At 69.4% G+C, this 24389-nt stretch carries 18 protein-coding genes; 7 read left to right on the forward strand and 11 right to left on the reverse strand.

What is annotated here, in order from left to right:
• From NUW50_RS21145 to NUW50_RS21165, 4 genes are all read right to left on the reverse strand, one after another.
• Positions 1 to 1858, reverse strand: a 1858-nt coding sequence (locus NUW50_RS21145; RefSeq protein ID WP_258291177.1) for a calcium-binding protein, incomplete at its 3' end; no start/stop codon positions are given.
• A gap of 128 nt (positions 1859 to 1986) precedes the next feature.
• Positions 1987 to 2934 (reverse strand): glycosyltransferase, encoded by a 948-nt coding sequence (locus tag NUW50_RS21150; protein ID WP_338001375.1) that lies wholly within the window; start codon positions 2932 to 2934, stop codon positions 1987 to 1989.
• Positions 2935 to 2984: 50 nt separating this feature from the next.
• Entirely contained in the window at positions 2985 to 4133 is a 1149-nt protein-coding gene (locus tag NUW50_RS21160; protein WP_258291178.1) for a ParB/RepB/Spo0J family partition protein, read from the reverse strand.
• A 100-nt stretch (positions 4134 to 4233) separates the two neighbouring features.
• The gene (locus NUW50_RS21165) at positions 4234 to 5613 is read right to left on the reverse strand and encodes an AAA family ATPase (protein WP_258291179.1); all 1380 of its coding nucleotides are present in this window, start codon (positions 5611 to 5613) and stop codon (positions 4234 to 4236) included.
• Positions 5614 to 6046: 433 nt separating this feature from the next.
• On the opposite strand from NUW50_RS21165, the gene NUW50_RS21170 reads away from it, so the two are divergent.
• Entirely contained in the window at positions 6047 to 7078 is a 1032-nt protein-coding gene (locus NUW50_RS21170; RefSeq protein ID WP_258291180.1) for a replication initiator protein A, read from the forward strand.
• A gap of 27 nt (positions 7079 to 7105) precedes the next feature.
• On the opposite strand, the gene NUW50_RS21175 is transcribed toward NUW50_RS21170, so the two are convergent.
• Together NUW50_RS21175 and NUW50_RS21180 are read right to left on the reverse strand one after the other, a co-directional pair.
• Positions 7106 to 8281, reverse strand: coding sequence for a UDP-galactopyranose/dTDP-fucopyranose mutase family protein (locus NUW50_RS21175; protein WP_258291181.1), 1176 nt, complete (start codon positions 8279 to 8281; stop codon positions 7106 to 7108).
• 1 nt (position 8282) lies between these two features.
• On the reverse strand, positions 8283 to 9245 hold the full coding sequence (locus NUW50_RS21180) for an NAD-dependent epimerase/dehydratase family protein (protein WP_258291182.1): 963 nt from the start codon (positions 9243 to 9245) through the stop codon (positions 8283 to 8285).
• A 180-nt stretch (positions 9246 to 9425) separates the two neighbouring features.
• On the opposite strand from NUW50_RS21180, the gene NUW50_RS21185 reads away from it, so the two are divergent.
• The 3 genes from NUW50_RS21185 to NUW50_RS21195 all read left to right on the forward strand — a co-directional run bounded on the left by NUW50_RS21185 (position 9426) and on the right by NUW50_RS21195 (position 13953).
• Positions 9426 to 10331 carry a class I SAM-dependent methyltransferase gene (locus tag NUW50_RS21185; protein ID WP_258291183.1) on the forward strand — a complete coding sequence of 302 codons (906 nt, stop codon included), beginning with the start codon at positions 9426 to 9428 and terminating at the stop codon, positions 10329 to 10331.
• Between the two features lie 64 nt (positions 10332 to 10395).
• Entirely contained in the window at positions 10396 to 12636 is a 2241-nt protein-coding gene (locus NUW50_RS21190; protein ID WP_258291184.1) for a glycosyltransferase family 2 protein, read from the forward strand.
• Positions 12637 to 12777: 141 nt separating this feature from the next.
• Positions 12778 to 13953 carry an NAD-dependent epimerase/dehydratase family protein gene (locus NUW50_RS21195; RefSeq protein ID WP_258291185.1) on the forward strand — a complete coding sequence of 392 codons (1176 nt, stop codon included), beginning with the start codon at positions 12778 to 12780 and terminating at the stop codon, positions 13951 to 13953.
• 7 nt (positions 13954 to 13960) lie between these two features.
• Here the strand turns inward: NUW50_RS21195 and NUW50_RS21200 are convergent, their stop codons facing one another.
• From NUW50_RS21200 to NUW50_RS21210, 3 genes are all read right to left on the reverse strand, one after another.
• Complete coding sequence (locus NUW50_RS21200; RefSeq protein WP_258291186.1) at positions 13961 to 14704, reverse strand: sulfotransferase; 744 nt, start codon at positions 14702 to 14704, stop codon at positions 13961 to 13963.
• On the reverse strand, positions 14701 to 16560 hold the full coding sequence (locus NUW50_RS21205; protein ID WP_258291187.1) for a DUF4422 domain-containing protein: 1860 nt from the start codon (positions 16558 to 16560) through the stop codon (positions 14701 to 14703). The genes NUW50_RS21200 and NUW50_RS21205 overlap by 4 nt, the downstream gene beginning before the upstream one ends.
• Before the next feature lie 152 nt (positions 16561 to 16712).
• Positions 16713 to 18041, reverse strand: a complete 1329-nt coding sequence (locus NUW50_RS21210; RefSeq protein ID WP_258291188.1) for a DUF2793 domain-containing protein — start codon at positions 18039 to 18041, stop codon at positions 16713 to 16715.
• Positions 18042 to 18277: 236 nt separating this feature from the next.
• Here NUW50_RS21210 and NUW50_RS21215 point away from each other — a divergent pair, with 236 nt between their 5' ends.
• A complete protein-coding gene (locus NUW50_RS21215) occupies positions 18278 to 19099 on the forward strand; it encodes a glycosyltransferase (RefSeq protein WP_258291189.1) in 822 nt (273 codons plus the stop codon).
• Here NUW50_RS21215 and NUW50_RS21220 read toward each other — a convergent pair.
• Together NUW50_RS21220 and NUW50_RS21225 are read right to left on the reverse strand one after the other, a co-directional pair.
• Positions 19089 to 19799, reverse strand: coding sequence for a hypothetical protein (locus tag NUW50_RS21220; protein WP_258291190.1), 711 nt, complete (start codon positions 19797 to 19799; stop codon positions 19089 to 19091). The two genes, NUW50_RS21215 and NUW50_RS21220, sit on opposite strands and share 11 nt — an antisense overlap.
• 10 nt (positions 19800 to 19809) lie before the next feature.
• Positions 19810 to 20547, reverse strand: coding sequence for a glycosyltransferase family 25 protein (locus tag NUW50_RS21225; RefSeq protein ID WP_258291191.1), 738 nt, complete (start codon positions 20545 to 20547; stop codon positions 19810 to 19812).
• 365 nt (positions 20548 to 20912) lie between these two features.
• Between NUW50_RS21225 and NUW50_RS21230 the strand changes: the two genes are divergently transcribed.
• The gene (locus NUW50_RS21230; protein WP_258291193.1) at positions 20913 to 21848 is read left to right on the forward strand and encodes a UDP-glucuronic acid decarboxylase family protein; all 936 of its coding nucleotides are present in this window, start codon (positions 20913 to 20915) and stop codon (positions 21846 to 21848) included.
• 191 nt (positions 21849 to 22039) lie between these two features.
• On the forward strand, positions 22040 to 24389 hold a 2350-nt coding region (locus NUW50_RS21235; protein ID WP_258291192.1), incomplete at its 3' end, for a M10 family metallopeptidase.

Here is a 24389-nt window from a genome sequence, read left to right on the forward strand (position 1 = left end):
CGAGGCCGCCGGTCAGCACGTCGTTGCCGGCGCCGCCGTCGAGCACGTCGGACCCGTTCTCGCCGAGCAGGAAATCGTCGCCGTCGCCGCCGTAGAGCGTGTCGTTGCCGCCCTTGCCGCGCAGCACGTCATCGCCGGCGCCGCCCTTCAGCATGTTGTCCCCGGCGGTGCCGCCGAGCCGGTCGTCATGGTCGGAGCCTTCGAGGTTCTCGATGCTGTCGAACCAGTCGGCGCCCTGGCCGCCGCCGACATCGCGGCCGCTCCATTTCAGATAGGCCGACACCGCCGAACCGGCATCGCAATAGCTGGCGGTGTCGATCCCGGCGCCGCCGTACAGCAGGTCGTCGCCCCCCGCCCCGATCAGGATGTCGTCCCCGTCCAGACCGTTCAGCGTATCGTCCCCCGCGGTGCCGCGGACCAGCCTGGGCGGGGCGCTCTGCAGGGGCTCCCGCGCGACATCGAAGCGGCTCAGCGCCAGGACATCGATCCGCGGCAGGTCGGTCAGCGCAAGGGCGGCCCCCCCGGCGCGGTAGAGATCCAGCACCTCGGCACCGAAGCCGAGCCGCAGCCCGCCGCCCTCCAGAAGCGTCACGCTGGCCTGGTCCAGGCTGTAGAACATCCGCCAGTCGGTCAGGTCGAGCCGGTCGATCCCCGGTTCGAAATCGTCGATCACGTCGCGCCGGCCATCGGCCGCCAGCACGAAGGTGTCGGCCCCGGCGCCGCCGTGCAGGGTCTCGGCCCCCTGCCCGTCCAGCAGCAGATCGGCCCCGGCGCCGCCCTGCAGCCCGGTGTCGGGCGGCGGCAGCGCGTCCAGGTCGAGGCTCAGCTGGGTGATGCCGCCATCGCCCGCGCTGGCCAGGAAGATCTCGACCCGCTCGCCGACCACCGCCGCGGTCAGGGCGGTGATCCGGTCCAGCCCCATGGTCCCGGTTCCCGCGACGGTGTCGCGGTGGATCAGCCGGCCGTCCGGGGCCAGCGAGAACAGGCTCAGCCCCGCATCCACGCCGGCCGCCAGCACCAGCACCTGCCCCCCGGTCTCGACCACCTCCAGCGCCGACACGCCGGCGAAGCGGGTCTCGCGCCCGTCGACCAGGTGATCGGTGGCGGTCAGCCGGCCATCCGCCGCGACCTGCAGCACGGTCAGGCTGGAGGATCCCGAGGCCGCCGCGACGAGATAGCTCCGGCCGCCGAGCTCGGCGCTGTCCAGCGCGGTCACGGCCTGGACCGGCAGGCTTTCGGCGCGGCCGAAACTGTCGACGACCGCCCCCGGCAGGCCGGCCGCATCCAGCCGCCAGCCGCTGAGCCCATGTTCCAGAACAGAGCCTGCAAAGAGGAAATCGCTGTCTCCGACCGAGACGAGGGCCAGCGCCGAGATGCCCTGCGCATAGGTCGTGGCGCTGTCGCCGGACCGGGCGAGGCAGTGCAGGCCGGCGCTGTCCGTCCCGGCATAGACCCCGAAGCCGGCCGCCGCCGGCTGCGCGACATAGAATGTCTCGACACCGCCGAACCGGCCGCTCACCAGCGCCCCGGCGCTGCCATGGCCGGCGCCGGCGGCCAGGGATGTGGTCAGGCTGCCGGCATCGCCGAGAGCGGCGCCCCCGGAGGCCAGCGCCAGCACCTGCTGCGACAGGCTGCCGGCACCGTCATCCAGGGCCAGGCGGCCGTTCAGCGACGGCGTGTCCGCGACCCGGGCCAGCCCGTCTTCCGAGGGATCGAACAGCCGCACCCGCCCGGCGCCATCGTCGATCGCCACCACCCGCAGCGCCCCGTTCAGCTCCCGGAGGCCCAGCGTCCCGGCCATCACCGGCGTGTTGCCGCCCCCGAGAGACAGCTGACCCCGAAACACCAATCCCGACATATGCACCCTGCCCCATGATCCCGAGCCCGGGACATCGCATCGGCAGGGTGCGACAGGCCGGCCCGAACCGGGCCAAACTGTGGCTCTTGCAGCGGCTTTCTATCAAACTGGAGCGATCCGGCGGGCGCTCAGCCGGTCCCGGGCGGGCCGCGATAGCGGCGCCGGACGGCATCGGCCACCGCCCGGTTCAGAAGCCGGAGGAAGGCCGCCCGCTCGGCGCCATAGGCCCGCGCGCCGCGCCGCCAGGCCAGGTATTTCCACAGCAGGACCGGCCAGATCAGCAGCCCGCCGGCGGCCTGCCGATAGACCAGGATCTGGTTGCGGTGATAGTAATAGGCCTTCCACAGGGGCCGCAGCGCGGCGCCCTGTCCAAAGGTCGCGCTGTCATGCTCGAACCGCAGGCCGGGGTCGAAGGCGATCCGCCCGCCCGCCGCCCGCAGCCGCAGCGTGTAGAGAACGTCGTCGCCATAGAGGAACAGCCGCCCGTCCGGCAGCCCGGCCAGCGCCTGGCCCTGCCGGCTGAGAAACAGGCCGACGAAGGAGCCCCCGTCGACCGGCCGCGGCGCCGCGGCGGCATAGGCGGCATCGGGCAGATGGAAACCGGCCCGCCCGGCCCGCAGGCTGCGCCAGAGCACGGCCGGCGCCCAGAACGGATTGACCCAGGGCCGGTTCATCTCGCAGATCCGCCCGTCGGGATGGCGGACCGCGGCCAGCCAGGCCTCGCAGCCGCTCCGGGGCCGGGCCCGGAAGGCCGCCAGCGCCCCCGGTTCGGGCCGGGCATCGTCATCCATCAGCAGCACCCAGTCCGGGTCGAGAGTCCGGCGGACATGGCGCAACCCGGCCTCGAACCCCCCTGCCCCGCCCCGGTTCTCCGGCAGCGTCAGGACCTGCAGCCGGGGATCGGCCTGCGCCGCCAGCCAGGCCCCGCTGCCGTCCTGCGAGGCATTGTCGACCACCAGCACCGCCGCCAGATCGGCCGCCGGCGCCGCCAGCAGCCGGGCCAGCGTCACCTGCAGCTGCGCCAGGCGGTTGCAGGTGACCACCAGCGCCACCAGCCCGGGCCGGGAGTCAGCCACCGGCGCCGGGCGGGGTTTCGCATGCGAAATTTTTGACCATCTGGTAAAATCTACTCATGCCCCGCCCCCTGCGCCGCCAGCCAGTCCAGCAGCCGCTGCACCAGATCCGGCGTCAGCGCAGCGCCGCTGAGCAGCAGGCCGCCGTCGGACCGGGACTGCACCCGCAGCCCGGGCAGCGGCTCGACCGGGGCCGCCGCGGCCGGTTTCGACCGGGGCGGGGCAGGGGGGCGCGCGGCCCCGGCCCGGCTCTCGGCGATCCGGCGCACCGCCGTTTCCGGACCGGGCGTTTCCGGCCCGGGATCGGTCCCGGCATCGGGGGCCGCCAGGAAGCGCTGGATCAGCGCGATCTCGGCCTCGGCAGTCTTCGGCTGCGCCGCGGTCAGGGCCAGCGCCAGCCGCCCGGCCAGGGCCGGGCGATCCGCCAGCCCATGCGCCAGCTGCAGCCCCTGCCGCTCGCTCAGCGCCTCGGGAAAGCGCAGATGCCCGTCCAGCGCCCGGACGATGCCGAGAAAGGCGCCGATCTTCGAGCGGCGCGGCGCCGAAGCGGTCGCAAAAAGCCTTTTCAGAGCCTCTTTTTCCGAAGGGAAGACCCCCTGGTCCGCCGCCCGCGCGACGATCCGGGCGCGTTCGTAATAGCTCAGCCCGACCCGGACCTCGTTTTCCTCGACCATCGCCTGATAGGCCTCGGCGGCCTCTGCCGGACGGCGCAGCAGCGCCAGCACCGTGTCGAACCGGGCATCGCCGGTCTCGGCCCGCAGCGCCGCCAGCGCCTGCATCCGGCGCCAGCCCGAGATCAGCCCGTAGCGGCCCGGCTGCAGTTCGGCGACCTCGATCGGGGTCTGCTGGCCCCGGGCCCGCAGGCTGTCCTTCAGCGCCTGCATCTCGGCGGCGTCGATATGGCTGCGGTCGCGGACCAGATAGCCGGTGGCGATCACCTCGCGCGGCAGTTCCAGCACCAGCCGCCCGGCGGCGCGGTCGCGCGCGACCCGGTCGGCCAGATCGGCCAGCGCGGCGCTGGCGGCGGTATCGCCGGCGATCCGGGCGATCGGCGCCGCCCCGGCCTGCGGCCCCTCGCCGGACCAGCCGTCGCGATAGGGGGGCAGGGACTTGGTCTCGAGCCCCTCGGGCAGGGTCTCCCCGGCCTCTGCCGAGGGCAGATAGGCGGGGTTGGCGGGGGTCAGGCGCTTGCGTTTGGCCATGGCGCGGTCCTTTCCTGGCTGCGGGCACCCTTGGCGGTCCCGGTTAACAACCCGCCACCGCCCCGGGCGGTGGCGCCGGTCGCGGAGGCGGCAGGCCCCGTCATTCGGCCGCCGCCCGCGCCGCCAGCTCGTCCCGGCGCCAGGCCCCGATCAGCAGCTGCTTGACCGCCGCATAGGTGGTGTCGAAGGTCTCGCGGCCGCGGGCATAGGTCTCGCGGTTGAAATCGCGGTAATCGGCTTCGTAGATCCCCTGGACCTGTTCCGAGGCCTGGCCGATCAGGGCGGTGAAATCCTGCCGGTGCGGCGACAGCGTCGGCCCCAGATAGGTCTGGATCAGCATCGCGAGCTCGGCCTGCTGGGTGCTGTCGTAGCGGGTCACCAGCGCCCGCACGGCATCCCACTGAAACGCCAGCTCTCCCCGGCCCAGGGCCCGGGCGGCCAGGTTCTCGGCCTCCTCGATCGACCCGAAGGTGGTCGCGAGCATGTCGAAGAAGCGGCCGGTCGAATCGAATTCCAGGAACGAGGCCCCCATCGGCACCAGCAGGATATCCGCCGCCGCCAGCCCGTTGATGGTCAGATAGCCCAATGCCGGCGGGGTATCGAGCAGCACCAGGTCATAGGCGTCGAGGATGCCGTCGGCCGCCAGCACCTCCGACAGCGCGTCCCAGAGCTTCCAGCCGCGGCCCTGCATCCGCCAGACCGGCACCTGGAACTCGGCCCAGTAGAGGTTCAGCTGGGCGCCGATCAGGTCGATGTTCGGCCAATGGGTCTTCTGCACCAGGTCGGGGGCGCGGATCTTCAGCGCCTCGGCCAGGGTGTCGTCCAGCGGCAGCGGCGTTTCCCCCCGGTCGAGACGGCGCTGGTTCTCGCCCCGCAGATATTCGGCGTGATGCCGGGCCAGCAGCGGGAACACGGTGCCCCATTCGTCGGCCACCCTGCCGCCGAAGATCGAGGTCATCGAGCCCTGGCTGTCGAGATCCACCACCAGCACCCGATAGCCGTCCAGCGCCGCCGACATCGCCAGATGCGCGGCCGTCGAGGTCTTGCCGACCCCGCCCTTGAAATTCGCCACCGCGAGGATCTTCGCCGGCAGCCCCGCGGGCCGGTAGGGCAGGTAGTTCTTGGCCCTGGATCCCTGCTGGCCGAAATGGGCCCGCAGCCGCAGCACCTCGTCGAGGCTGAACCACTTGGCGCTGCCCCGGCCCTCCGACCGGCCCTGCGGCAGGTCCGGATTGGCCTTCAGCACCCGGCGGAAATGCGCCTGCGCGACCGGGATCAGATAGCGGGTGATCTCCCAGGTCGAGAACAGCCGCAGCTGCCGGCCGCCGTTCGCCTCCAGCCCGCGGCTGGCCAGATCGGCCCGGCCCCGGGAACAGGCCCGGGCGATCTCGGCAAAGCCCTTGGTGTCGGCCGGGCCGCCCAGATGGCTCAGGGCCTGGTCCGGATCGATGTTGAAATAGGGGGGGAGCGTTTCTGCCATCCGCTGCCTCATGTGCGCTGTTTTGGCCAAGATACCGAAAAACTGCGCACATGGAAGAAGAACCGGCACATTGCCGGAAAAGCCCTTCCTTTTCTAGGCCGATTCGGGGCGTTCCGACAGGCCGGAGGGGGCGATCGGCGCGCGGCGGGCCGGATCCGGGACCGAAACTCCCGTTAATGGATGTTATATGAAACGTTACGGTCCTGCGCGACCGGCATTGAAGCCTTGCAGGACAGGGGGTTGCGGGGCGGCGCCGGGCAGGGGCCGATTCCGATACCACGTTCGGGCGATTCCGATACCACGGCCAGGCGACTCCGAACCGCCGCTGCGCGGCGGCGCCGGGATGGACGGGGTCTGTGGATAACTTTAGGGTGTCACTGAAACCCCGATAACGGGGGTCGGGCGACGGCGGACAAGGGGCAGGGCAGGGCGCATGGCAGGGCCGGGAACCGGGCAGGGGGCAGGGCAGGGCGGTCTTTCGCCGGACCGGCATCCGACCGCCGATTTCTTCATCTGCGACCTGTTCGACGCCAGCCCCAAGGGCGATCTCGGCTCGATGGAACATCCGCTGTTCTCGCTCTCGACACGGCCCGACCTGCGGGTCACCCGCTACCGGCGCGGCGGCACCACGGTGGAGGTCGCGCCCTCGGTGCGGGGCCGGGCGACGATCCATGACAAGGACATCCTGATCTATGCCACCAGCCAGCTGATGGCGGCGCTGAACGCCGGGCGCCCGGTGGCGCAGCGGCTGGGGATCAAGGCGCATGACCTGCTGGTGGCCACCAACCGCGACACTTCGGGCGACAGCTATGCCCGGCTGCGCGAGGCCTTCGAGCGGCTGGCCGGAACCCGGATCACCACCAACATCAGCACCGGCGGGGTCGAGACCACCAGCGGCTTCGGCCTGATCGAGTCCTGGGAGATTCAGCGCCGCAGCCGGGGCGGGCGGATGATCTCGGTCAGCGTCACGCTCAGCGACTGGCTGTTTCGCGCGGTGCTGGCGAAATCGGTGCTGACCCTGAGCCGCGACTATTTCCGGCTTCGCAAGCCGCTGGAGCGGCGGCTCTACGAACTGGCGCGCAAGCATTGCGGCCGGCAGCCGGAATGGCGCGCCTCGGTCGCCACGCTGCACCAGAAATCCGGCTCGACCGCGCCGCTGCGGGTGTTCCGGGCGGCGCTGCGCCGGATCATCGCCGATGCGCATCTGCCCGACTACCGGCTGTCGGAAGAGCCCGGCGACCTGATCCGGGTGACCCGGAACGGCGGCGCCCGGGCCGCGGCGGGGCCGCGCTTCGACCCCGAGGTGCTGGAGCGGGCCCGGGCCCTGGCTCCGGGCTGGGACGTGCATGCGCTGGAAAGCGAATGGCGCGCCTGGTGGGCCGAGACCGGCCATCCGCGCCTGACCGCCCCGGACCGCGCCTTCCTGGGCTGGATCGGCGCCCGGCTGGCCCGCCAGACGCCCTAGACTCCCTGCACAGACCCTGATTCCGGCTCAGACCGGGGAATGGACGAAGGCCGGAAGCGGCCGGCCCTGGCGCCGCGCCTCGAGATAGCGCCGCGCCACTTCCATCGCCTCCTCGATGCATTGATCCATGTCGAGATAGCGATAGCTGCCGAGCCGCCCGACGAAGGTGACGCCGCGCTCGGCGCCGGCCAGCGCCAGGTAATCGGCCAGCAGGGCTTTTTCCCGGACCAGCCGGATCGGGTAATAGGGGATGTCGTCGGGGCCGCAGGCCCGCGATGTCTCGCGCGAGCAGAAGGTCGCGGCGTGCTCCTCCCAGGGGGCGAAATGCTTGTGCTCGGTGATCCGGGTCCAGGGCACCTCGGGGTCGCCGTAGTTCATCACCGGGCAGCCCTGCCAGTCGCCGGTGGCGGTGAAATGCTCGAAATCCAGGGTCCGGTAGCCGAGCCGCCCCAGCCGGTGCCCGAACCAGCCGTCCAGCGGCCCGGACCAGAACACCTGCTCGGCCCCGGCCGTGTCCTCGCGGCGCAGCGCCCGGCCGAGCTGCAGGGTGATGCCGGGATGGTCCAGCATCGCCGTCACCATGGCGGTGTAGCCCTGCTCCGGAATGCCCTGGAAACGGTGGCTGAAATAGCTGTCGTCATAGGAAAAGCGCAGCGGCAGCCGTTTCAGGATCGCCGCCGGCAGCAGGGCCGGCGGGGTGCCCCACTGCTTTTCGGTATAGGATTTGAAGAAGGCCCGGTAGAGATCGGCGCCGATCATCGCCAGGGCCTGTTCCTCGAAGTTCCGCGGCGGCCCGTCGCCGGTCTCGGTCAGCCCGGCGACGAAGGCCCGGGCCTCGTCGGGGCGCATCGCGCGGCGGAAGAACTGGTTGATCGTGCCCAGGTTGACCGGCAGCGCATAGACCTCGCCGCCGACCGTGGTGCGGACCCGGTGCCGATAGGGCATGAACCGGGCGAAGCGGTTGACGAAATCCCAGACCGGCGCCTTCTCGGTGTGAAAGATATGCGGCCCGTAGCGATGCACCATGACCCCGGTCTCGGGGTCGCGCTCGGTATGGCAGTTGCCGGCGACATGGTCGCGCGCCTCCACCACCTGCACCCGCAGCCCGGCCTCGGCAAGGCAGCGGGCGATGACCGCGCCGGACAGGCCGGCGCCGGCGACCAGAATCCCGCCCGGATCCGCGGTGGTGCCCGGCCCGGCCATCTCAGCCGCGATCCGCGTAATAGGCCCAGGTCCGGCGGATGCCCTCGGCAAGCGGGGTCACGTCCTCTCCCAGCAGCTCGCGCACCTCGGCGGCATTGGCGATCACGTCGCGCGGCTCGGTGGCCAGCAGCGCCCGGGCCGGCTCCTTCCGATAGGCCAGCGGCCGGCCCGAGGCGGCCTCGATCGCGGCGATCACCTCCATCAGGGTGGCGGAGCGGCCCGAGCCGAGCATGCTGACCGGCGGGGTCGGTTCCCCGGCCTGCAGCCGCGCCGCCAGGGTGGCGATGCCGCGCCCGACATCCCCGGCATAGATGAAGTCGCGCGACTGGCCGCCGTCGCCGTTGACGGTGACCTCGGCGCCGTCCCGGGCGGCCCGGGTGAAGGCATGGATGGCGCTCTTCTTCCGGTCCGAATGGCGGCCGTAGACATTGGTCATCCGGATCACCGAGAAATGGCCGCCGCGCAGCTCGACCAGCTTGCCCAGGATCATCTCCTCGGCGGCCTTGGTCGCGCCGTAGAAGTTCTTCGGACAATAGGGGCTGTCGACGCTGATCTCGAAGCTGCCGTCGAACAGGGCGCCGGCGGTCGAGATCAGGATGAACCGGTCGCCGGGCCGCAGCGCGTTCATCACGAAGCGGGCCGGGTCGGTGACATTGGCCTCGATGAAGTCGAGCGGCCGGTCCTTCGAATCCGCCACCCGGGTCTCGCCGGCGAGAAACACGAAGATGCGCCCGTCCGGCGCCGGGTCGACCCGGTCGAGAAAGGCCAGCGCGCCCTGGTCCTGATAGCCGCCGCGCCAGGCCGGAAGGTCCAGCGCCTCATGTCCCGGGCAGGCATTGCTGAGATCGTCGATCACCACCGGCGCCAGCCCTGCAAAGGCGGGCTCGGCCGCCAGCGCGTCGAGGATGTTGCGGCCGACAAACCCGAAACCGCCGACCAGGACGAGGGTGGAAGAGTTCTTCATCGCTTGGCTTTCCGTTCGCTCACGCAGGCGCCCCCTCTCGTAGGGTGCCGGGCAGCGGAATTCAACGTGACGCGGACGGCGGCCTTCGGCGCGGAACCGGGCCGGACCGAAAGCTGCATTGAACTTGATCGGGAGCGTGCTAGAAGCTGGCGATCTTGTCGATCAGGTTAAAAGGGCAGCATGAACGCCGCACTGAAGAAGCTCATTTCCGAGGAACGTGCCAGGCTCGGTATGAAGCATTACATCCGCAAGCTGTTCAAGCTGCAGATGATGGCGAACGGTCACCCGCGGGGGCTGGTGGCCGAGATCGGCGGTCCCAAGAACAGCTTTCGTGCAGAATTGCCGCGTTACGATTTCGAGTTCCTATCGCTGTTTCCCGTTCCCGACGATCCTGCCGTCAAAGTCGCCGACATTACCAATTGTCCGCATATCCCCTCCGAGCGCTACGATGCCGTGTTCTCGATCAGCGTTTTTGAACATGTCCGCCAGCCTTGGCTGGCGGGGCGCGAAATCGAACGAATCCTCAAGCCGGGCGGCCTGTGCTTCAATGCTGCGCCGTTCAGCTATTTCTATCACAAGGCGCCCGAGGACTACTGGCGCCTGACCCCGGCCGGGTTCCGTGCTATCCTGCCTGGTCTGGAAGAGGTCTATTCGGAGTTTTATGGTCGCAACCGGCGCCGCGACAACCGCGGTTCGGAGGTCAATCCGGTGGCTCGCGACGGCGGCGCGGAATTCGCTGTGGACGATCTCGGCGGCTGGCGCGAGAACTGGTTCTGCATCCATGTCGCCCGCAAGCCGACCGACGGCGGCGCCGCGCAGGCCGAGAGGGCCCGCAATCAGGTGGTTGTCAACTTGGTTAAGCGGATGATCGAGATCGGGATCGACGAGGCGGCGGCGATCAGCGCCGTGCCGGATGTGATCAGGAACTGGACGATGGATCGCGGAACGTTGATCCGGGCGCCTGAAGGCGCTGGTTTTGTGCTAAGTCGAGACGAGGTAGAGACGGTTTGGAAGAAACGCCCCGGCGGTCTGCGGGTGACCCCAGAACGCTATGCCCAAGCGGCGCTGATGGACATCAAGCCCTGATCAAGGTTTCGCAGGCGGGCCGAAACCGCCGGACATTGAGCCCGACCCCCGGTCGGAGGTAAATTTGGACTGCACTTCTGATCTGCCGGCCGGGGCGCCCAGCACCTATTTCGACAAGCCCGAGATCGCCCTCGACCCCGGGGAAGTGCTGGTCTTCGCCTGTCTGAAGAACGAGGCGATCCGGCTGCCGCATTTCCTCGACTATTACCGCGGTCTCGGGGTCCGGCATTTCTTCATTGTCGACAATGCCTCGGTCGACGGGTCGGGGGACTATCTCCGGGCCCAGCCCGACGTGCATTGCTTCCACACCGGCATGAGCTATCGCGGCAGTTCCGCCGGGCGGCTCTGGCTGCAGGAGCTCTGCGACCATTACGGCACCGGCCACTGGTGCCTGACGGTCGATGTCGACGAGCTGCTGGTGTTCCCGGCGGTCGAGCAGACCGGGCTGCCGACGCTGTGCCGCTATCTCGACCTGGAAGGCGTGGCCGGGCTGTTCTGCGTCTTTCTCGACATGTATTCCGACCGGCCGCTGCGCGACACGCTCTATGCGCCGGGGCAGCCCTTTCTCGAGGTCTGCAACCATTTCGAGACCGACAGCTATGTGCTGCGGCCCGGCGGCAATCCGCCGTTTCTCAACGTCTTCGGCGGGCCGCGCGGCCGGTCCTTTCTCGAGAAGGGCGGCAAGCGGCAGGGGCCGATGATGAAGAAGGTGCCGCTGGTGCGCTGGCACAAGGGTTTTTCCTATATCTTCTCGACCCATTCGCACATGCATCTGCCGCTGTCGGACATGACCGGGGCGCTGCTGCATTTCAAGTTCTTCGACTTCTTCACCGATCTGGCCGCCTACGAGCACCGGCGCGGCGACCGGCGGCAGGCCGCCGATTACGCGCATTACGCGGCCAACATGTCGGGCGACACCTGCTTCCTGTCCCCGCAGTCCTGGCGCTACCGCCGCTCCACCGACCTGGTCGAGCTGGGGGTGATGCGGGCCAGCGGGGATTTCCGCGACTTCTGCATCGAGGCGTCCCGCGACGCCGGGCCCGCGGCGGCCCAGGCGCTGCGCCGGTGCTTTCCGAAGCCGCGGCCCGACCCGCCGCTGCGCGACGGCAACCAGATGACGATCCGCTGGATCGGCACCGTCTGGCCGCTGGTCAACAACCACAGGATGGCGGCCTTCTTCTCGAACGGGATCGCGACCCGCCGCGCGGTCGACCGGCCCGGCTTCCTGCGGCTGGCGCGGCGCGACATCCGCCTGCTCGATCTCGACCCCGGGGGGCTGTGCCTGCATGTCGGCGAAGAGGTCCTGGCCCGTCATGCCGACCCGCATCTGAGCCTGGTCTGTTTCGTCGGCGAGCGTTTCGGATTCCGGCACCGGGTGGCGGCGGGCCGGCTGGCGGTCGACGAGACGGCCCTGCAGGCGGCGGTCCACCGGCTGCCGGTGGACTGGGGCCGGCTGCCACAGGCCCGCCCGGGCCTGCTGGAGGATCTGCACTTCCATGTGGTGGCCGACGAATCGCTGCCCGACACCGGCTTCGGGACGCAGCCGCGCAGCTGTTTCACCGCCCTGCTGGGGCCGGAGATCGCCCGGGTGCCGGTCTTTGCCCTGACCCCCGAAGCGGCGGCGGACCCCGGCCCGAAGGCCAATGCAGGGTCTGAATCCGGCCATGAGCCGGTGGCGCGACGGATCGCCGGGCAGCTGGACGGGATCCGCGACGGCACCGCGCGGGGCAGCTGCCGGGTCGATGGCGCGGCCTGGCCGGTGGCGCTCTATCTCAACGGCCGCTTCGCCGCGCTGTCCGAGCCCGGCGAGGACGGGCGCTTCGCGCTGCCGCTGCCGCTGGGCTATTTCTTCGAGAAGGACGACAGCGGGATCACGCTCGACCTGCGCCCGCTGGGCAGCAATCTCTCGCTGGACCGGGTCCCGATGCAGATCCGGCGGATCGCCGATCATCTCTGGCTGCAGGACCCGGTGACGGCCGGCGCCGGACACTGGATCGCGATCACCCCGGGGCAGGGCACGAAGATCGGGTCATGGCATCTGCCGCCGACCCGGATCCCGGTTCCGGCCCCCCCGGCGCCGGTCCGGCCCCCGGAACAGAGTCTGCGGATCACCGATTACGCCTGGGTTCGGGGCGGCGGGGCCCGCGGCCGCCGGGTCCTGCCCCGCCCGGCGCGGCGGAAACCCGCGAAGCCCGATCCCTGGCATCTGCCGCTGGCCCGCCGGGTGGTGCGGGCGACCCGCGGCGCGCCGGTGCTCTATGCGGCGCTGCGCCGGGTCTACCGCGGGATCCGGCGCTGGCTGTGAGGCCCCGGCGGGCGCCGCGATGACCGCCCCCCGCGCCGCGGTGCCGAAACCGGGCGCCCGGCGGTTTTCGTTTTGCCTTGCCCCCCGGATTCAGGAATACACGGGCGGGCAGAAATTTATCGGAAGCGAGAGCGGAATCTCATGAAAGTCATCATCCTGGGCGGCGACGGCTTCTGCGGCTGGCCGAACGCACTCTACCTGTCGAACCGCGGCCATGAGGTGATCATCGTCGACAACCTCTCGCGCCGCGAGATCGATCTCGAACTCGAGGTCGAGAGCCTGACCCCGATCCGCCCGATCGGCGAGCGGCTGCGGGTCTGGAAGGAGCTGACCGGGAAAGAGATCGGGTTCCACAACTTCACGGTGGGCGAACATTACCACCGCCTGCTGACGCTGCTGCAGGACGAGAAGCCCGATGCGGTGATCCATTTCGCCGAACAGCGCGCCGCGCCCTATTCGATGAAATCGTCGAGCCACAAGCGCTACACCGTCAACAACAACCTCAACGCCACCAACGACGTGCTGGCGGCGATCGTGGAATCGGGGCTCGACATCCATCTGGTGCATCTGGGCACCATGGGCGTCTACGGCTACGGCACCGCCGGGATGAAGATCCCCGAGGGCTATCTGAAGGTGAAGGTCGATACCGCCGAGGGGCCGACCGAGCAGGAGATCCTCTATCCGGCCAATCCCGGCTCGATCTACCACATGACCAAGACCCAGGATCAGCTGTTCTTCCATTTCTACAACAAGAACGACGGGGTGAAGATCACCGATCTGCACCAGGGCATCGTCTGGGGCACGCAGACCGCCGAGACCCGGATGGACGAGCGGCTGATCAACCGCTTCGACTACGATGGCGACTACGGCACGGTGCTGAACCGGTTCCTGATGCAGGCGGCGGTGAACTATCCGATGACGGTGCATGGCACCGGCGGCCAGACCCGCGCCTTCATCCATATCCGGGACACCTGCCGCTGCATCGAGCTGGCGCTGGAGAACCCGCCGCAGAAGGGCGAGCGGGTGAACATCCTCAACCAGATGACCGAGACCCACCGGGTCCGCGACCTGGCCGGGATGATCGCCGAGATGACCGGGGCCGAGATCGCCTATCTCGAGAACCCGCGCAACGAGGCCGACGAGAACGACCTGCATGTCGCCAACGACCGCTTCCTCGGCATGGGGCTGGAGCCGATCACGCTGAGCCAGGGGATGATGGACGAGGTGCAGCAGATCGCGCGCAAATATGCCGACCGCTGCGACAGGTCCAAGATCCCCTGCGTCTCGCTCTGGCGCCGGCCGGGAGGGGGCGCCTGACGGCCGGTCAGCCCCCGGTCTCGGATCCGGACGGGGCGCGGCCCCGGTCGTCGCGGGTGTTCAGCCGCGGGAAGGGCCCCTCCGGCGGCGGCAGGCCGCAGAACCGGGCCAGCGTCCGGTAATCGGTGAGGCTGGTCAGCGAGACCCTCAGGCAATCCTCGGGAAAGGCCTCTTCCAGCCGCTGGAAGTCGCGCAGGCTGCGCTGCCACAGCCTGCGCCTGAGCTGGATCTGCCGTTCCGGCGCCTCGATCCAGAGCCGGTGATCGGGATATGTCCCGGGATGGCTCAGCTCCCAGTTCCGGACGCTGTCGATCCAGGCGTCGAAATCGCGGTTCAGCCAGATGAACCGGGCCTTCGGGGCCACCGCCTTGCGCAGGAAGGGATGAATCATCGTATGGCCGAAGGGCGCATCGGAGAACACGTCGAACCGGGCCAGGGCAGCGGTCATCCGGCGCATCTCCCGCCGCACCTCGTCGCCATGCCGGGCCAGGAAATCCCTGGCCCCGATCTCGGGATCCACCATCCGGTTCAGCCGCGTGATCAGCGGCTGATGGAGCCGGATCAGCCTCGGGGCATGGCCCATGTCCCGGGTGCCGGCCCCCAGCTCGATCAGCGCCCGGCCCAGCGAGGTGGTGCCGGTCTTGTAGGGCGAAGCCGCAATATAGACCCTGTGCCGGAGCCGTCCCTGGTGCAGGACGAGGGACCGCTTCAGATAGGGCAGCAGACGCCGAAGGCGCCGGGCGGCCGTCATCGGCCTCCGCCCAGCCTCTGCAACTGCCGGTAGATCCCCAGCAGCGCCGGCTTCAGCACCGGAACCCGCTCGGCCAGGGTCCGGCCGGCGGCGACGAGCCCCGAGTCCGTCTTCCGGTGCGGGCCATGGTCCCGCTGCGGGGCCAGCCCGGCCAGCACCTCGGCATAGAACGGGGTCCGGATCAGCGCCTCCCAGTAGGGGGCGGCAAAGAGCACCGCCTTGCCCTGCCAGGGCTTGAAGTCGCGGGCGGCGTAATGAATCACCAGCGGATCGCGGCGCGCCTCCATCGCCAGGGCGTAATTGGCCTGCGGTACCCGGGCATAGCCGGCCTCGCCGGTGTTCATCACGTTGTAGCGGCCGGGCAGGACCATCAGGCTGTCCTTGAAATAGCTGTTCAGGATGTCCTGGTCGCGGAACAGGTAGCGGGTGCTGCCGGCCAGTTCCAGAAGCTCGCGCCCGACCTTGCGGCAATCCATCGCGGCGAAGTTGAGCAGCAGCAGCCCGGCATTGAAATAGCGCCCGATCTGGGCATCGGACAGGCCCAGGACCTCGCGCTGGTACTGGTAGAGATCGGGCACCTGGGGATCGACCGTGGTGATCTTGCCGGTCAGCGACCGGGTCATGATCCAGTCGGTGACCGCGCCGATCTGGCAGTCGCCCAGCGGGCTGTCGAAGATTTCCGCGACATCGCCCAGGGCGATCATGTCGACATCCATGTAGAGCAGCCGGTCCAGCCCCGGCAGCAGGTCGAACAGCAGGAACCTGTTGTAGGTGGCATTCGACGGCGCCCGGCTGGCCGATCGGTAGCTGCCCGAGAACCGGTGGCCGACGTTGATCTGATGCCAGTCGACCTTCGGCCCCGCGCCGCCGCCGGGCCCGGCGCCGGGCCCGAGCACGACCGAGCGCAACAGGTCGCAGCTCCGGGCATCGACCCCCGAATGCAGGAAGAAGAAGGAATAATGCCGCGCCGGGTCGGCATGGGCCATGACCGATGCCAGCATCGCCGCCGCATGGGGCACATAGGCGCGGTCCGAGGAGAAGGCGATGTTGACATGTTCGGGGCCGTTCAGGCCGCCGTCGAGATAGGGCACCACCGTGGCCCGCGCCAGGTTGAGGATATGCACCCGCTGCACCTGCAGCTCGGGCCGGGTCTCCAGCAGATGCGCGACATAGACGGTCATCAGCCGTTCGGCGAGGAAACCGGCATAGCGGGCCTGGGTCGGGTTGTCCCGGGCGCCGTCGCCGCGCGCCGCCGCCACCCGGTCGAGAATGTCGAACAGCCAGGCGCAATAGGGCTCGAACAGGGCGCGCCGCATCAGCATCATGTTGCCCAGCAGCAGCCGCCGGCCCCCGGCGGCCCGGTCGAAGGCGGGCAGCCAGTCCGGATAGTGCCCGGCAATGACGCTGCGGGCCAGGTCGAAATCCCGGGCATGATGCGCCTTGGCATAGTTGTCGGCCATCGTCCTGCCGAGGACATGGTCCTGCGGCAGCACCAGGTCGATCTCGGGATGCGCGGCCAGCCAGGCCTCGGTCCGGCGCAGGTAGTCGGCGATGTCGAAATGGTCCAGCGGCACCTCGGCCTGTCCGAACCGGGCGCTCTGGTCGAAATCGAGCATCCGCCGGTAATGCATCAGCCCCAGATGGCTGCTCTCGCGGTCGTTCTTCCAGGCCCAGTAGAGCGCCGTCAGCTCGCAATAGGCCGGGTTGCGGTCCGAGATGTTGTCGCCGGTGTCATCGCCCGGCATGCGCTCCAGCGGCGCGGCGGCAAGCGCCCGGCCGACATGGATCGGCTGCACCGAAGGGCTCTGCAATAGCGGCGCCGGCCGGTGATAGGCCGTATAGATCGTTGCCTTCAAGGAACCCGTTTCCGCCCGTTTCCGCCAACCGTGATGTTCTGCCCGGGGACTCGGCCCGCAGGCCGGGTCTTATCAACACGGCCCTCCGATCTCCACCTCCGGATTGCCGTCCGACATGACGCGTTTCGCGCCCGAAAGCCAGTGGCGGCAGCCTAGAACCAGCGGCCGATTGCCGAGACCGAGACCACCGGCGCGGTGCTCGAGGCGCTGGCCCGGAACGCCCGGACCGTTGCCCCGGCGGCGCCGGCGGCGGCCAGCGAGAACCAGAGATCCAGACCCGGCCCCCCGCTTGCCGACAGCGCCGGGGTGCTGCCCGCGGCAAAGCTCTCGGGAAAGGTCCAGCTCGTCGCCGTGGCGCCGCGGAACACCGCCCCGCTGGCGCTGGACGGGGCGTCGAGGCTCAGCTCATGGGTGCAGATCTGGGTGCCGTCGGCAAAGCGGGCATAGCGGCCGTTGCCGTTGCTGCCGCGCTCGATCAGGGCGCCGGTCGGGATCCCGCCGGCCTGGCCGACCGGGCCGAGGATGCCGGCCTGGTCGTAGATCAGCCGCCAGCCGGTCCAGCTGGCACCGCCGTCGGTGGAATGGCGGCGATGGAGCCGGCCGTCCGCGGCCCCGGCCTGGAATATCTGGGTCACCAGGTCGTCCCCCGCGGCCGGGCGCTGCACGATCAGCGTGCCGGCCGCCGCCACCGGGGCATGGGCCGCCGCCGCGGTGCAGGAATGAAAGCCCGGCGTGGTGGCGTCGTCGAGATCGGAACTGACCAGCGTCGCGCCCAGCCCGAAGGCGCCGAGGGTCAGCAGCCGGCCGGCGGTCGTGTCGGCGGGGCCCGATTGCACCGCGCTGCCCGAGGCCAGGCCCGACCCGGCGGCGAAGCTCAGGGCGGTCTGCCAGCCGCTGCCGTCGGCGGAGACCTTGATCGCGAAGGCGTCGCTCCCGGCGATGCCCATCTCGGCCCGGCCCGAGTAGCCGGTCTGGAACAGCAGCGAGGCGGTATCGGCGGCGCTGGCCTTGTTGATCTTCAGCTGATGCCCGGCGCCGTCATGGGTCAGCAGCACCGCCGGCGCCGCCACCGCCAGCCGGTTCACCGGGTCGGCCGCGGTGTTGATGCCCAGCCCGTCGAGGCTCTCGAAGCCGAGCAGATCGGCCAGCCCCCGCCAGAGACTGCCATCCCAGACCCGCAGCCCGGACTCGGCCCGGCCCCAGGCCCGCCAGCCGATCCGCGGCGTGACAAAGCGCCAGGCGCCGCCGCTGAAGGCCGCGATCCGCCCGGCCTGCCCGGCCCAGGCCCCGGTCGGCACCGCGCCCAGTGCCCAGACCTCGCCCTCGGCGGGCAGGGCCGGCGGGGTCGCCGCGTCGAACCCCTCGACCACCAGCTGGACCAGCAGGTCGAGCAGGGCCAGGGCCTCGTTATGGGTGACATGTTTCTGCGCCTGGGCCGGCTGCAGATAGGGCAGGGAGAGGATCGGCGAGACCTCGGACATCGGGACAGCTCGTGTTGGAAGGACTGCCCGGCACTATCCGGGCCGGGCCTTGACGGCCGGCAAATGCAGCGCACGGTGCCCCGGGACCGCCGGGCGATTGCCCTTGCCGGCGGCCTTGCGGCACCGGGCCACGGGCCTTGCCGTGCCACCGGACCTGTGCGACCCGGGGGCTGGCCCGTCGTCCGGGCGCCCCGGCGGGCGCGACGGGGGGCGACGGGGCAAGGCAGGGAAGCAGGATGCGAATCGAACTGGTGATCTCGACCTATAACGCCCCGCGCAGCCTGCGGCTGACGCTGCTGTCGGTGCCGGGCCAGCGCCGCCGCCCGGACAGTATCTGCATTGCCGATGACGGTTCGGGGCCCGAGACCGCGGCGGTGATCCGGGACTTTGCCGCCGCGCATCCCGACCTGGCCCCGCGCCATGTCTGGCACCCCGACAGGGGGTTCGAGAAGAATGCCATCCTGAACAAGGCGGTGGCCTCGTCGCAGGCCGATCTGATGATCTTCACCGATGGCGACTGCCTGATGCATCCCGGCTTTGTCGCCCGCCATGCCGAGCTGGCGGATCCCCGGCGCTATGCCTGCGGCAGCCTGATCCGGCTGAATGCCGCGGCCACGGCGGCGGTGACCGAGGAGGATGTCACCTCGGGGCGCGTCTTCGACCGGGGCTGGCTGCGGGCGCAGGGGGCCTTCGACCGGCTGACCAGCTGGCTGAAGAGCGGCGCCCTGCCGCGGCCGCTGGCGACGCTGCTGGAGCGGAGCTCGCCGGTGCGGCGGACCTGGAGCGGGTCGAATGCCTCGGCCTTCCGCAGCGCCATCGTCGCGGTGAACGGCTTTGACGAGGCGATGAAATACGGCGGCGAGGACAAGGAATTCGGTGTCCGCCTGGCCAATTCCGGCGTCCGGGGGAGGCATCTGCGCTTCAGCGCGCCGCTGGTCCATCTCGATCACGCCCGGAGCTATGTCGATGCCGCGAAGCTGCGCGAGAACCGGGCCCGGATCATCGAGGCCCGGCGCAGCGGCCGGTCCTGGACACCGAACGGGCTGGTCAGGAAATGACGAAATACTTCCGCAGCGGTTTCGGCAGCCGGGATTTCGGCCGGACGGTCAGCAGGTAGCGGGCCATGTCCGGCGGCCGGTCGGCGCAGACATCCTCGCAGACCTGCAGGAAGGCCTGAAGAAAGCGGCGCTTGCGTGACTGATAGAGATGGAAGAAGTCATTCTCTCCATAGAAGGTGCCGATCCCGTAGAGCCGCTTGTCGGCCAGCGGCCAGATCGTGATCAGGCAGGAGCTGGGCAGGACGGTCTCGACCGGCACCCCTCGGGCCTCGGCGGCGATGCAGAGCCGCTGCCCGGCGTCATGTTCGGAATCGGCCGCCATCGAGGGGCTGCCGAGGCGGCGCCAGATGCCGCGGTCGAGCGCCAGGAACATCGGCGCGGCATAGATATGCCGCGGATTGCCGAGGTGGTTGCAACTCTGCGCCAGGCCGGCGATGCGGCCCGCCCGGGCCCGGGCCACCAGGCGGTCGAACGGCCCGGCCCGCAGCGGCACCGCGTCGATGTCGCAGAAGACCACGATGCCCTCCGGCTCCTGGGCCAGAATCTCGTCCATCCAGACGCCATGCGGCATCCGGTCCCGCAGATGCTGTTGCAGCGGAATCCCCAGATGCTCGAAGACCGCCCGCTGCGCGGCCAGCAGGCGGGGGTCGACATTGGCCCAGTAGAGGCTGTGGACCTCGGGCCGGGGCGACTCGGTCACGGCACCATCCTCATGGTCCGTCGGGCAGGCGCCGCGCCAGCCGCTTGCGCCACCAGCGGCGCCAGTAGGCCGGCTGCAGGAACCGCCCGCGCCGATGCTGGACATCCTGCCTCTGGGGTTCGAGATGGGACTGGCCCGGCAAGGGTTCGGGATGGCCGACCGGGCGCGGCATCAGCGCGACGGCACCGACCTCGCGGATGTCGCAGGGCCAGTCGGGAATGAAGGAGATCGGCAGCGACAATGCCCGGATCTCCGCCGCGGCCCGCGCCGAAACGCTGTAGCCGGTGGCGCGGAACGGCGACAGGGCGACGCGATGGGCGGTCAGCCCGGCGCCATAGGACTCCGCGCTGCCGCGAATGACCCATGTGTTGGAATGGTCCAGCAGGATCATCGGGGCCCGAAGATAGGTCCGCTCCTTCAGGAAGGTCGCCAGGGCCTCGGTCGGGCGGGCGTCGTCTTCCAGGACAACCGCCCCGGGCAGGCCACGCTCCACCACGGCGCGAAGGATTTCCTGATGCGACAGGGCGCAGGCGAACTCGGCATCGCCCATGTTCCGCCCCATGCGCCGCCGGGCCGCCGCCCGGTCGATGCTGGCCTCCCATTCCGGCGCCAGGCCGCCGCGGCCGTCGACGCCGAAGAACAGCTCGTGCCCGATCCCCCGCGCCTCCAGCCAGTCCACCAGAGGGGCACGGCGCGCCGTATCGTCGGGCATGGTCAGGATGAAGAGGGGATAGGCGCCAGAGGCCATCGGACAAATCCTGCCGTTTTCCATCAGCCGGCACCTATAGGGCTTCGGGGGCCGGTCCGAAAGGGCCCGGCCGCCGGAGCCCGACGGCGGTCTTCTGCCGGGACCGGGGCCGGCGTTTTCGCCGTCCGGGTGACATAATATGGCTTATCCGCCGATGCTGTGTCGCCGGGACACATTCCAATCCGGATCGCGGGGCGGCCCGGTCCCTGCCTGAACTTGACGGAACCCGCAGCGCCATATAGTTTCGGATCAGAAATATTATTTATAACAAATAGTTAGTCCATTCCCGCGATGGTCTGGCTGCTTCGCAGGAAAGTGGTGGCGTGACGGACAGGGCTTCGTTCGATTCGGTGGCGAAACGCGTCATGGTCACGGGGGGCGCGGGATTCCTCGGCAGTCACCTGTGCGACCGCCTTGTCGAGGCCGGCAATGAGGTGCTGTGCGTCGACAATTACTTCACCGGCCGGCGGGGCAATGTCGCCCATCTGCTCGATCACGGCCGTTTCGAACTGATGCGCCACGACGTGACCTTCCCGCTCTATGTCGAGGTGGACGAGATCTACAATCTCGCCTGCCCGGCCAGCCCGATCCATTATCAGCATGACCCGGTCCAGACGACCAAGACCTCGGTGCATGGGGCGATCAACATGTTGGGGCTGGCCAAGCGGGTCAACGCCAAGATATTCCAGGCCTCCACCTCCGAAGTCTATGGCGACCCTTCCGTGCATCCGCAGACCGAGACCTATTGGGGCAACGTCAACCCGATCGGCATCCGGTCATGCTATGACGAGGGCAAGCGCTGCGCGGAAACGCTGTTCTTCGACTATCGCCGCCAGCACGATCTGCGCATCAAGGTCGGGCGGATATTCAACACCTACGGCCCGCGCATGCATCCGGACGACGGCCGCGTGGTGTCCAATTTCATCGTGCAGGCGCTCAGGGGCGATCCGATCACGATCTTCGGCAACGGAGAGCAGACCCGGTCGTTTTGCTATGTGGATGACCTGATCGACGTCATCATGGCGTTGATGGCGACCGGCGACGATGTGACGGGGCCGGTCAACATGGGCAATCCGGGCGAATTCTCGATGCTGGAACTGGCCGAAACGATCGTGGAACTCACCGGATCGTCGTCCAGCCTGGTGTTCCAGCCGCTGCCCGATGACGACCCCAGACAGCGCTGCCCGGATATCGGCCAGGCCGAGAAGCTTCTGGGCTGGCGCCCGAAGGTGCCCCTGCGCGAAGGGCTGGAACATACCATCGCGTATTTCGACGCGCTTCTGTCCGCGCCGGGGCGCTGAGCGGCCCCACCACCCCCTTTCCGGCAAGGCCCGGGACACCTCCCTGCGCCCGGCCCCCCGCCCGGCCGGCGGGGGCATCGGAGTCCGGCCCCTGCCCACGGCTTTCCCTGCAAGCGCCATGCGAAGGTCATTTTTCTCCTCTCTAGATCGTCTCCCGACACAACCCCGATTCCGACGAACAGGACGACCGAATGTACAAGCCCAGCAGCACCACCTTCACCGATGCCGGGCCCATCGCCGAAAGCAGTCTCGGCACCCTGCCCGGCTTCACCGCCCCTTCGGGCAGCGAAGGCAGCGATGCCGCGGCCGGCACCGGCACCATCTATGACCTGGCCATCGACGACCGGTTTGCCGGCACGATCTCCAGTGCGGCGGACCAGGACTGGGTCCGGGTCAGCCTGGAAGCCGGGCAAAGCTATGTGTTCCAGGTCTGGGGCACCGGCGGCAGCAGCGCGGCGGTTTCGGACACCACCCTGGCGCTGCGCGACAGCAACGGCGACCAGCTCGCCTTCAACGACGACGTCAACAGCAACGCCGGCAACCCGTTTTCCCTGATCGAGTTCACCGCCACGACCTCGGGGACCTATTACCTGGATGTCGGCGGCTACAGCAGCCAGACCGGCAACTACTACCTGCAGGCCGCGACCAATGTGTTCACCCTGGACGAGGCCGTCACCCAGATTTCCGAATACGGCTGGGGCATCACCTCGCCGGTCGCGCATGACGAACAGACCGGCGACACGATGACGGTCAACATCTCGGCGCTGAACGCGGCGGGGCAGAATCTGGCGCTCTGGGCGCTCGAGGCCTGGTCGACCTATACCGGGATCACCTTCCAGACCTCGTCCAGCTCGGGCGCGGACATCGTCTTCGACGATTACGACAGCCGCATCGGCAGCGGCAACTACGCCTTCGGCGGGCCGACGAGCTACAATCCGGCCAATGGCGTCATCAACCAGGCCACCGTCACCATCAGCACCGGCTGGCTCTCGAGCTACGGCACCACGGTCAACAGCTACAGCTACCTGACCTATCTGCACGAGATCGGCCATGCCCTGGGCCTGGCCCATTCCGGGAACTACGACGGCGCCGCCACCTATGGCACCGACAACCATTTCCTGAACGACAGCACCCAGCTCACCGTGATGTCCTATTTCGGCATCGACGAGAACGGCTACATCGACGGGGACAAGGCCTATCCCGTCACCCCGATGATCGCCGACATCGCCGCCATGTGGGATCTCTACGGCACCCCGGACGCGGTCTATGACGGCAACACCGTCTGGGGCGCGAATTCCAATGTCGGCGGCACCCTGGGCGAGGTCTTCGGCTATTACTTCGACGGCGACAGCCCCGATACATCCGTCATCGCCACCTCGGGCAGCTTCCTGGCGCCGCCGGCGCTGACGGTGCTCGACACCGGCGGGATCGACACGATCGACCTGTCCAGCGTCACCCAGGCGCAATATCTCGACCTGCGGTCCGAGGCGGTCAGCAATGTCGCCGGCTATGTCGGCAACATGGTCATCGCCCGCGACACCGTGATCGAGAACGCGATCGGCGGCTCGGGCAATGACGAGATCATCGGCAACGCCAGCGACAACATGATCGCCGGCGGCGCCGGCAACGACACGCTCGAGGGCGGCGACGGCACCGATACGGCGGTGCTGGCGGTGCAGCGCGATTCGATCACCGTAACCGAACTGAACAACGGCCAGATCCAGATCACCTCGGCGCTCGGCACCGACCTGTTCCGCGGCTTCGAATATTTCAGCTTCCTCGACGGCACCATCGACACCGCCACCCTGCTGGGCGGCGGCAGCATCACCAACGGCGACGACGGCGCCAACACGCTGAACGGCACCGCGGGGGACGATACGCTGAACGGTCTGGACGGGGACGACATCCTGATCGGGGCGGGGGGCGACGATCTGCTGTATGGCGGCGCCGGGATCGACACCGCCAGCTATTGCGATGCCGGGGCGGCGGTGTCGGCCTATCTGAAATGGAGCGGCCGCGATGTCGGCGGCGGCCAGGGCGCCGACTGGTTCGACAGCATCGAGAATCTCGAAGGCTCCGACCATGACGACCGGCTCGGCGGCACCGCCGGGGACAACATGCTGAAGGGCGGCGCCGGCGATGACGTGCTGCGCGGCAAGGGCGGCAACGACACGCTCTACGGCGGCGCCGGCGACGACGACCTGCGCACCGACGACGGCAACGACAGCCTCTACGGCGGGGACGGCAACGACAGCCTGCTCGGGCTCGGCGGCACCGACCAGCTCTGGGGCGAGGACGGCGCCGACTATCTCTACGGCGGCCGGGGCGACGACACGCTCTATGGCGGCGAAGGCGACGACCGGCTGCGCGGCAACCGGGAGGACGACACGCTCTACGGCGGCGCCGGCAATGACGACCTGCGCGGCGGCGGCCATGACGACATCCTCTACGGCGGCGACGGCGACGATTTCCTGCTCGGCGAGAACGGGTCCGACGTGCTCGACGGCGGCGCCGGCGACGACGTGCTGACCGGAGGCTACA

This window comes from Frigidibacter sp. ROC022, from assembly GCF_024723735.1.
GTDB lineage: Bacteria > Pseudomonadota > Alphaproteobacteria > Rhodobacterales > Rhodobacteraceae > SLM-1.

Bases quoted from the DNA above. Each gene is read 5' to 3' on its own strand.
- NUW50_RS21215 (WP_258291189.1), top strand. From the start codon at position 18,278: ATGCGAATCGAACTGGTGATCTCGACCTATAACGCCCCGCGCAGCCTG.
- NUW50_RS21230 (WP_258291193.1), top strand. From the start codon at position 20,913: ATGGTCACGGGGGGCGCGGGATTCCTCGGCAGTCACCTGTGCGACCGC.
- NUW50_RS21210 (WP_258291188.1), bottom strand. From the start codon at position 18,041: ATGTCCGAGGTCTCGCCGATCCTCTCCCTGCCCTATCTGCAGCCGGCC.
- NUW50_RS21225 (WP_258291191.1), bottom strand. From the start codon at position 20,547: ATGGCCTCTGGCGCCTATCCCCTCTTCATCCTGACCATGCCCGACGAT.
- NUW50_RS21180 (WP_258291182.1), bottom strand. From the start codon at position 9,245: ATGAAGAACTCTTCCACCCTCGTCCTGGTCGGCGGTTTCGGGTTTGTC.
- NUW50_RS21160 (WP_258291178.1), bottom strand. From the start codon at position 4,133: ATGGCCAAACGCAAGCGCCTGACCCCCGCCAACCCCGCCTATCTGCCC.
- NUW50_RS21165 (WP_258291179.1), bottom strand. From the start codon at position 5,613: ATGGCAGAAACGCTCCCCCCCTATTTCAACATCGATCCGGACCAGGCC.
- NUW50_RS21195 (WP_258291185.1), top strand. From the start codon at position 12,778: ATGAAAGTCATCATCCTGGGCGGCGACGGCTTCTGCGGCTGGCCGAAC.
- NUW50_RS21200 (WP_258291186.1), bottom strand. From the start codon at position 14,704: ATGACGGCCGCCCGGCGCCTTCGGCGTCTGCTGCCCTATCTGAAGCGG.
- NUW50_RS21170 (WP_258291180.1), top strand. From the start codon at position 6,047: ATGGCAGGGCCGGGAACCGGGCAGGGGGCAGGGCAGGGCGGTCTTTCG.
- NUW50_RS21175 (WP_258291181.1), bottom strand. From the start codon at position 8,281: ATGGCCGGGCCGGGCACCACCGCGGATCCGGGCGGGATTCTGGTCGCC.
- NUW50_RS21185 (WP_258291183.1), top strand. From the start codon at position 9,426: ATGAACGCCGCACTGAAGAAGCTCATTTCCGAGGAACGTGCCAGGCTC.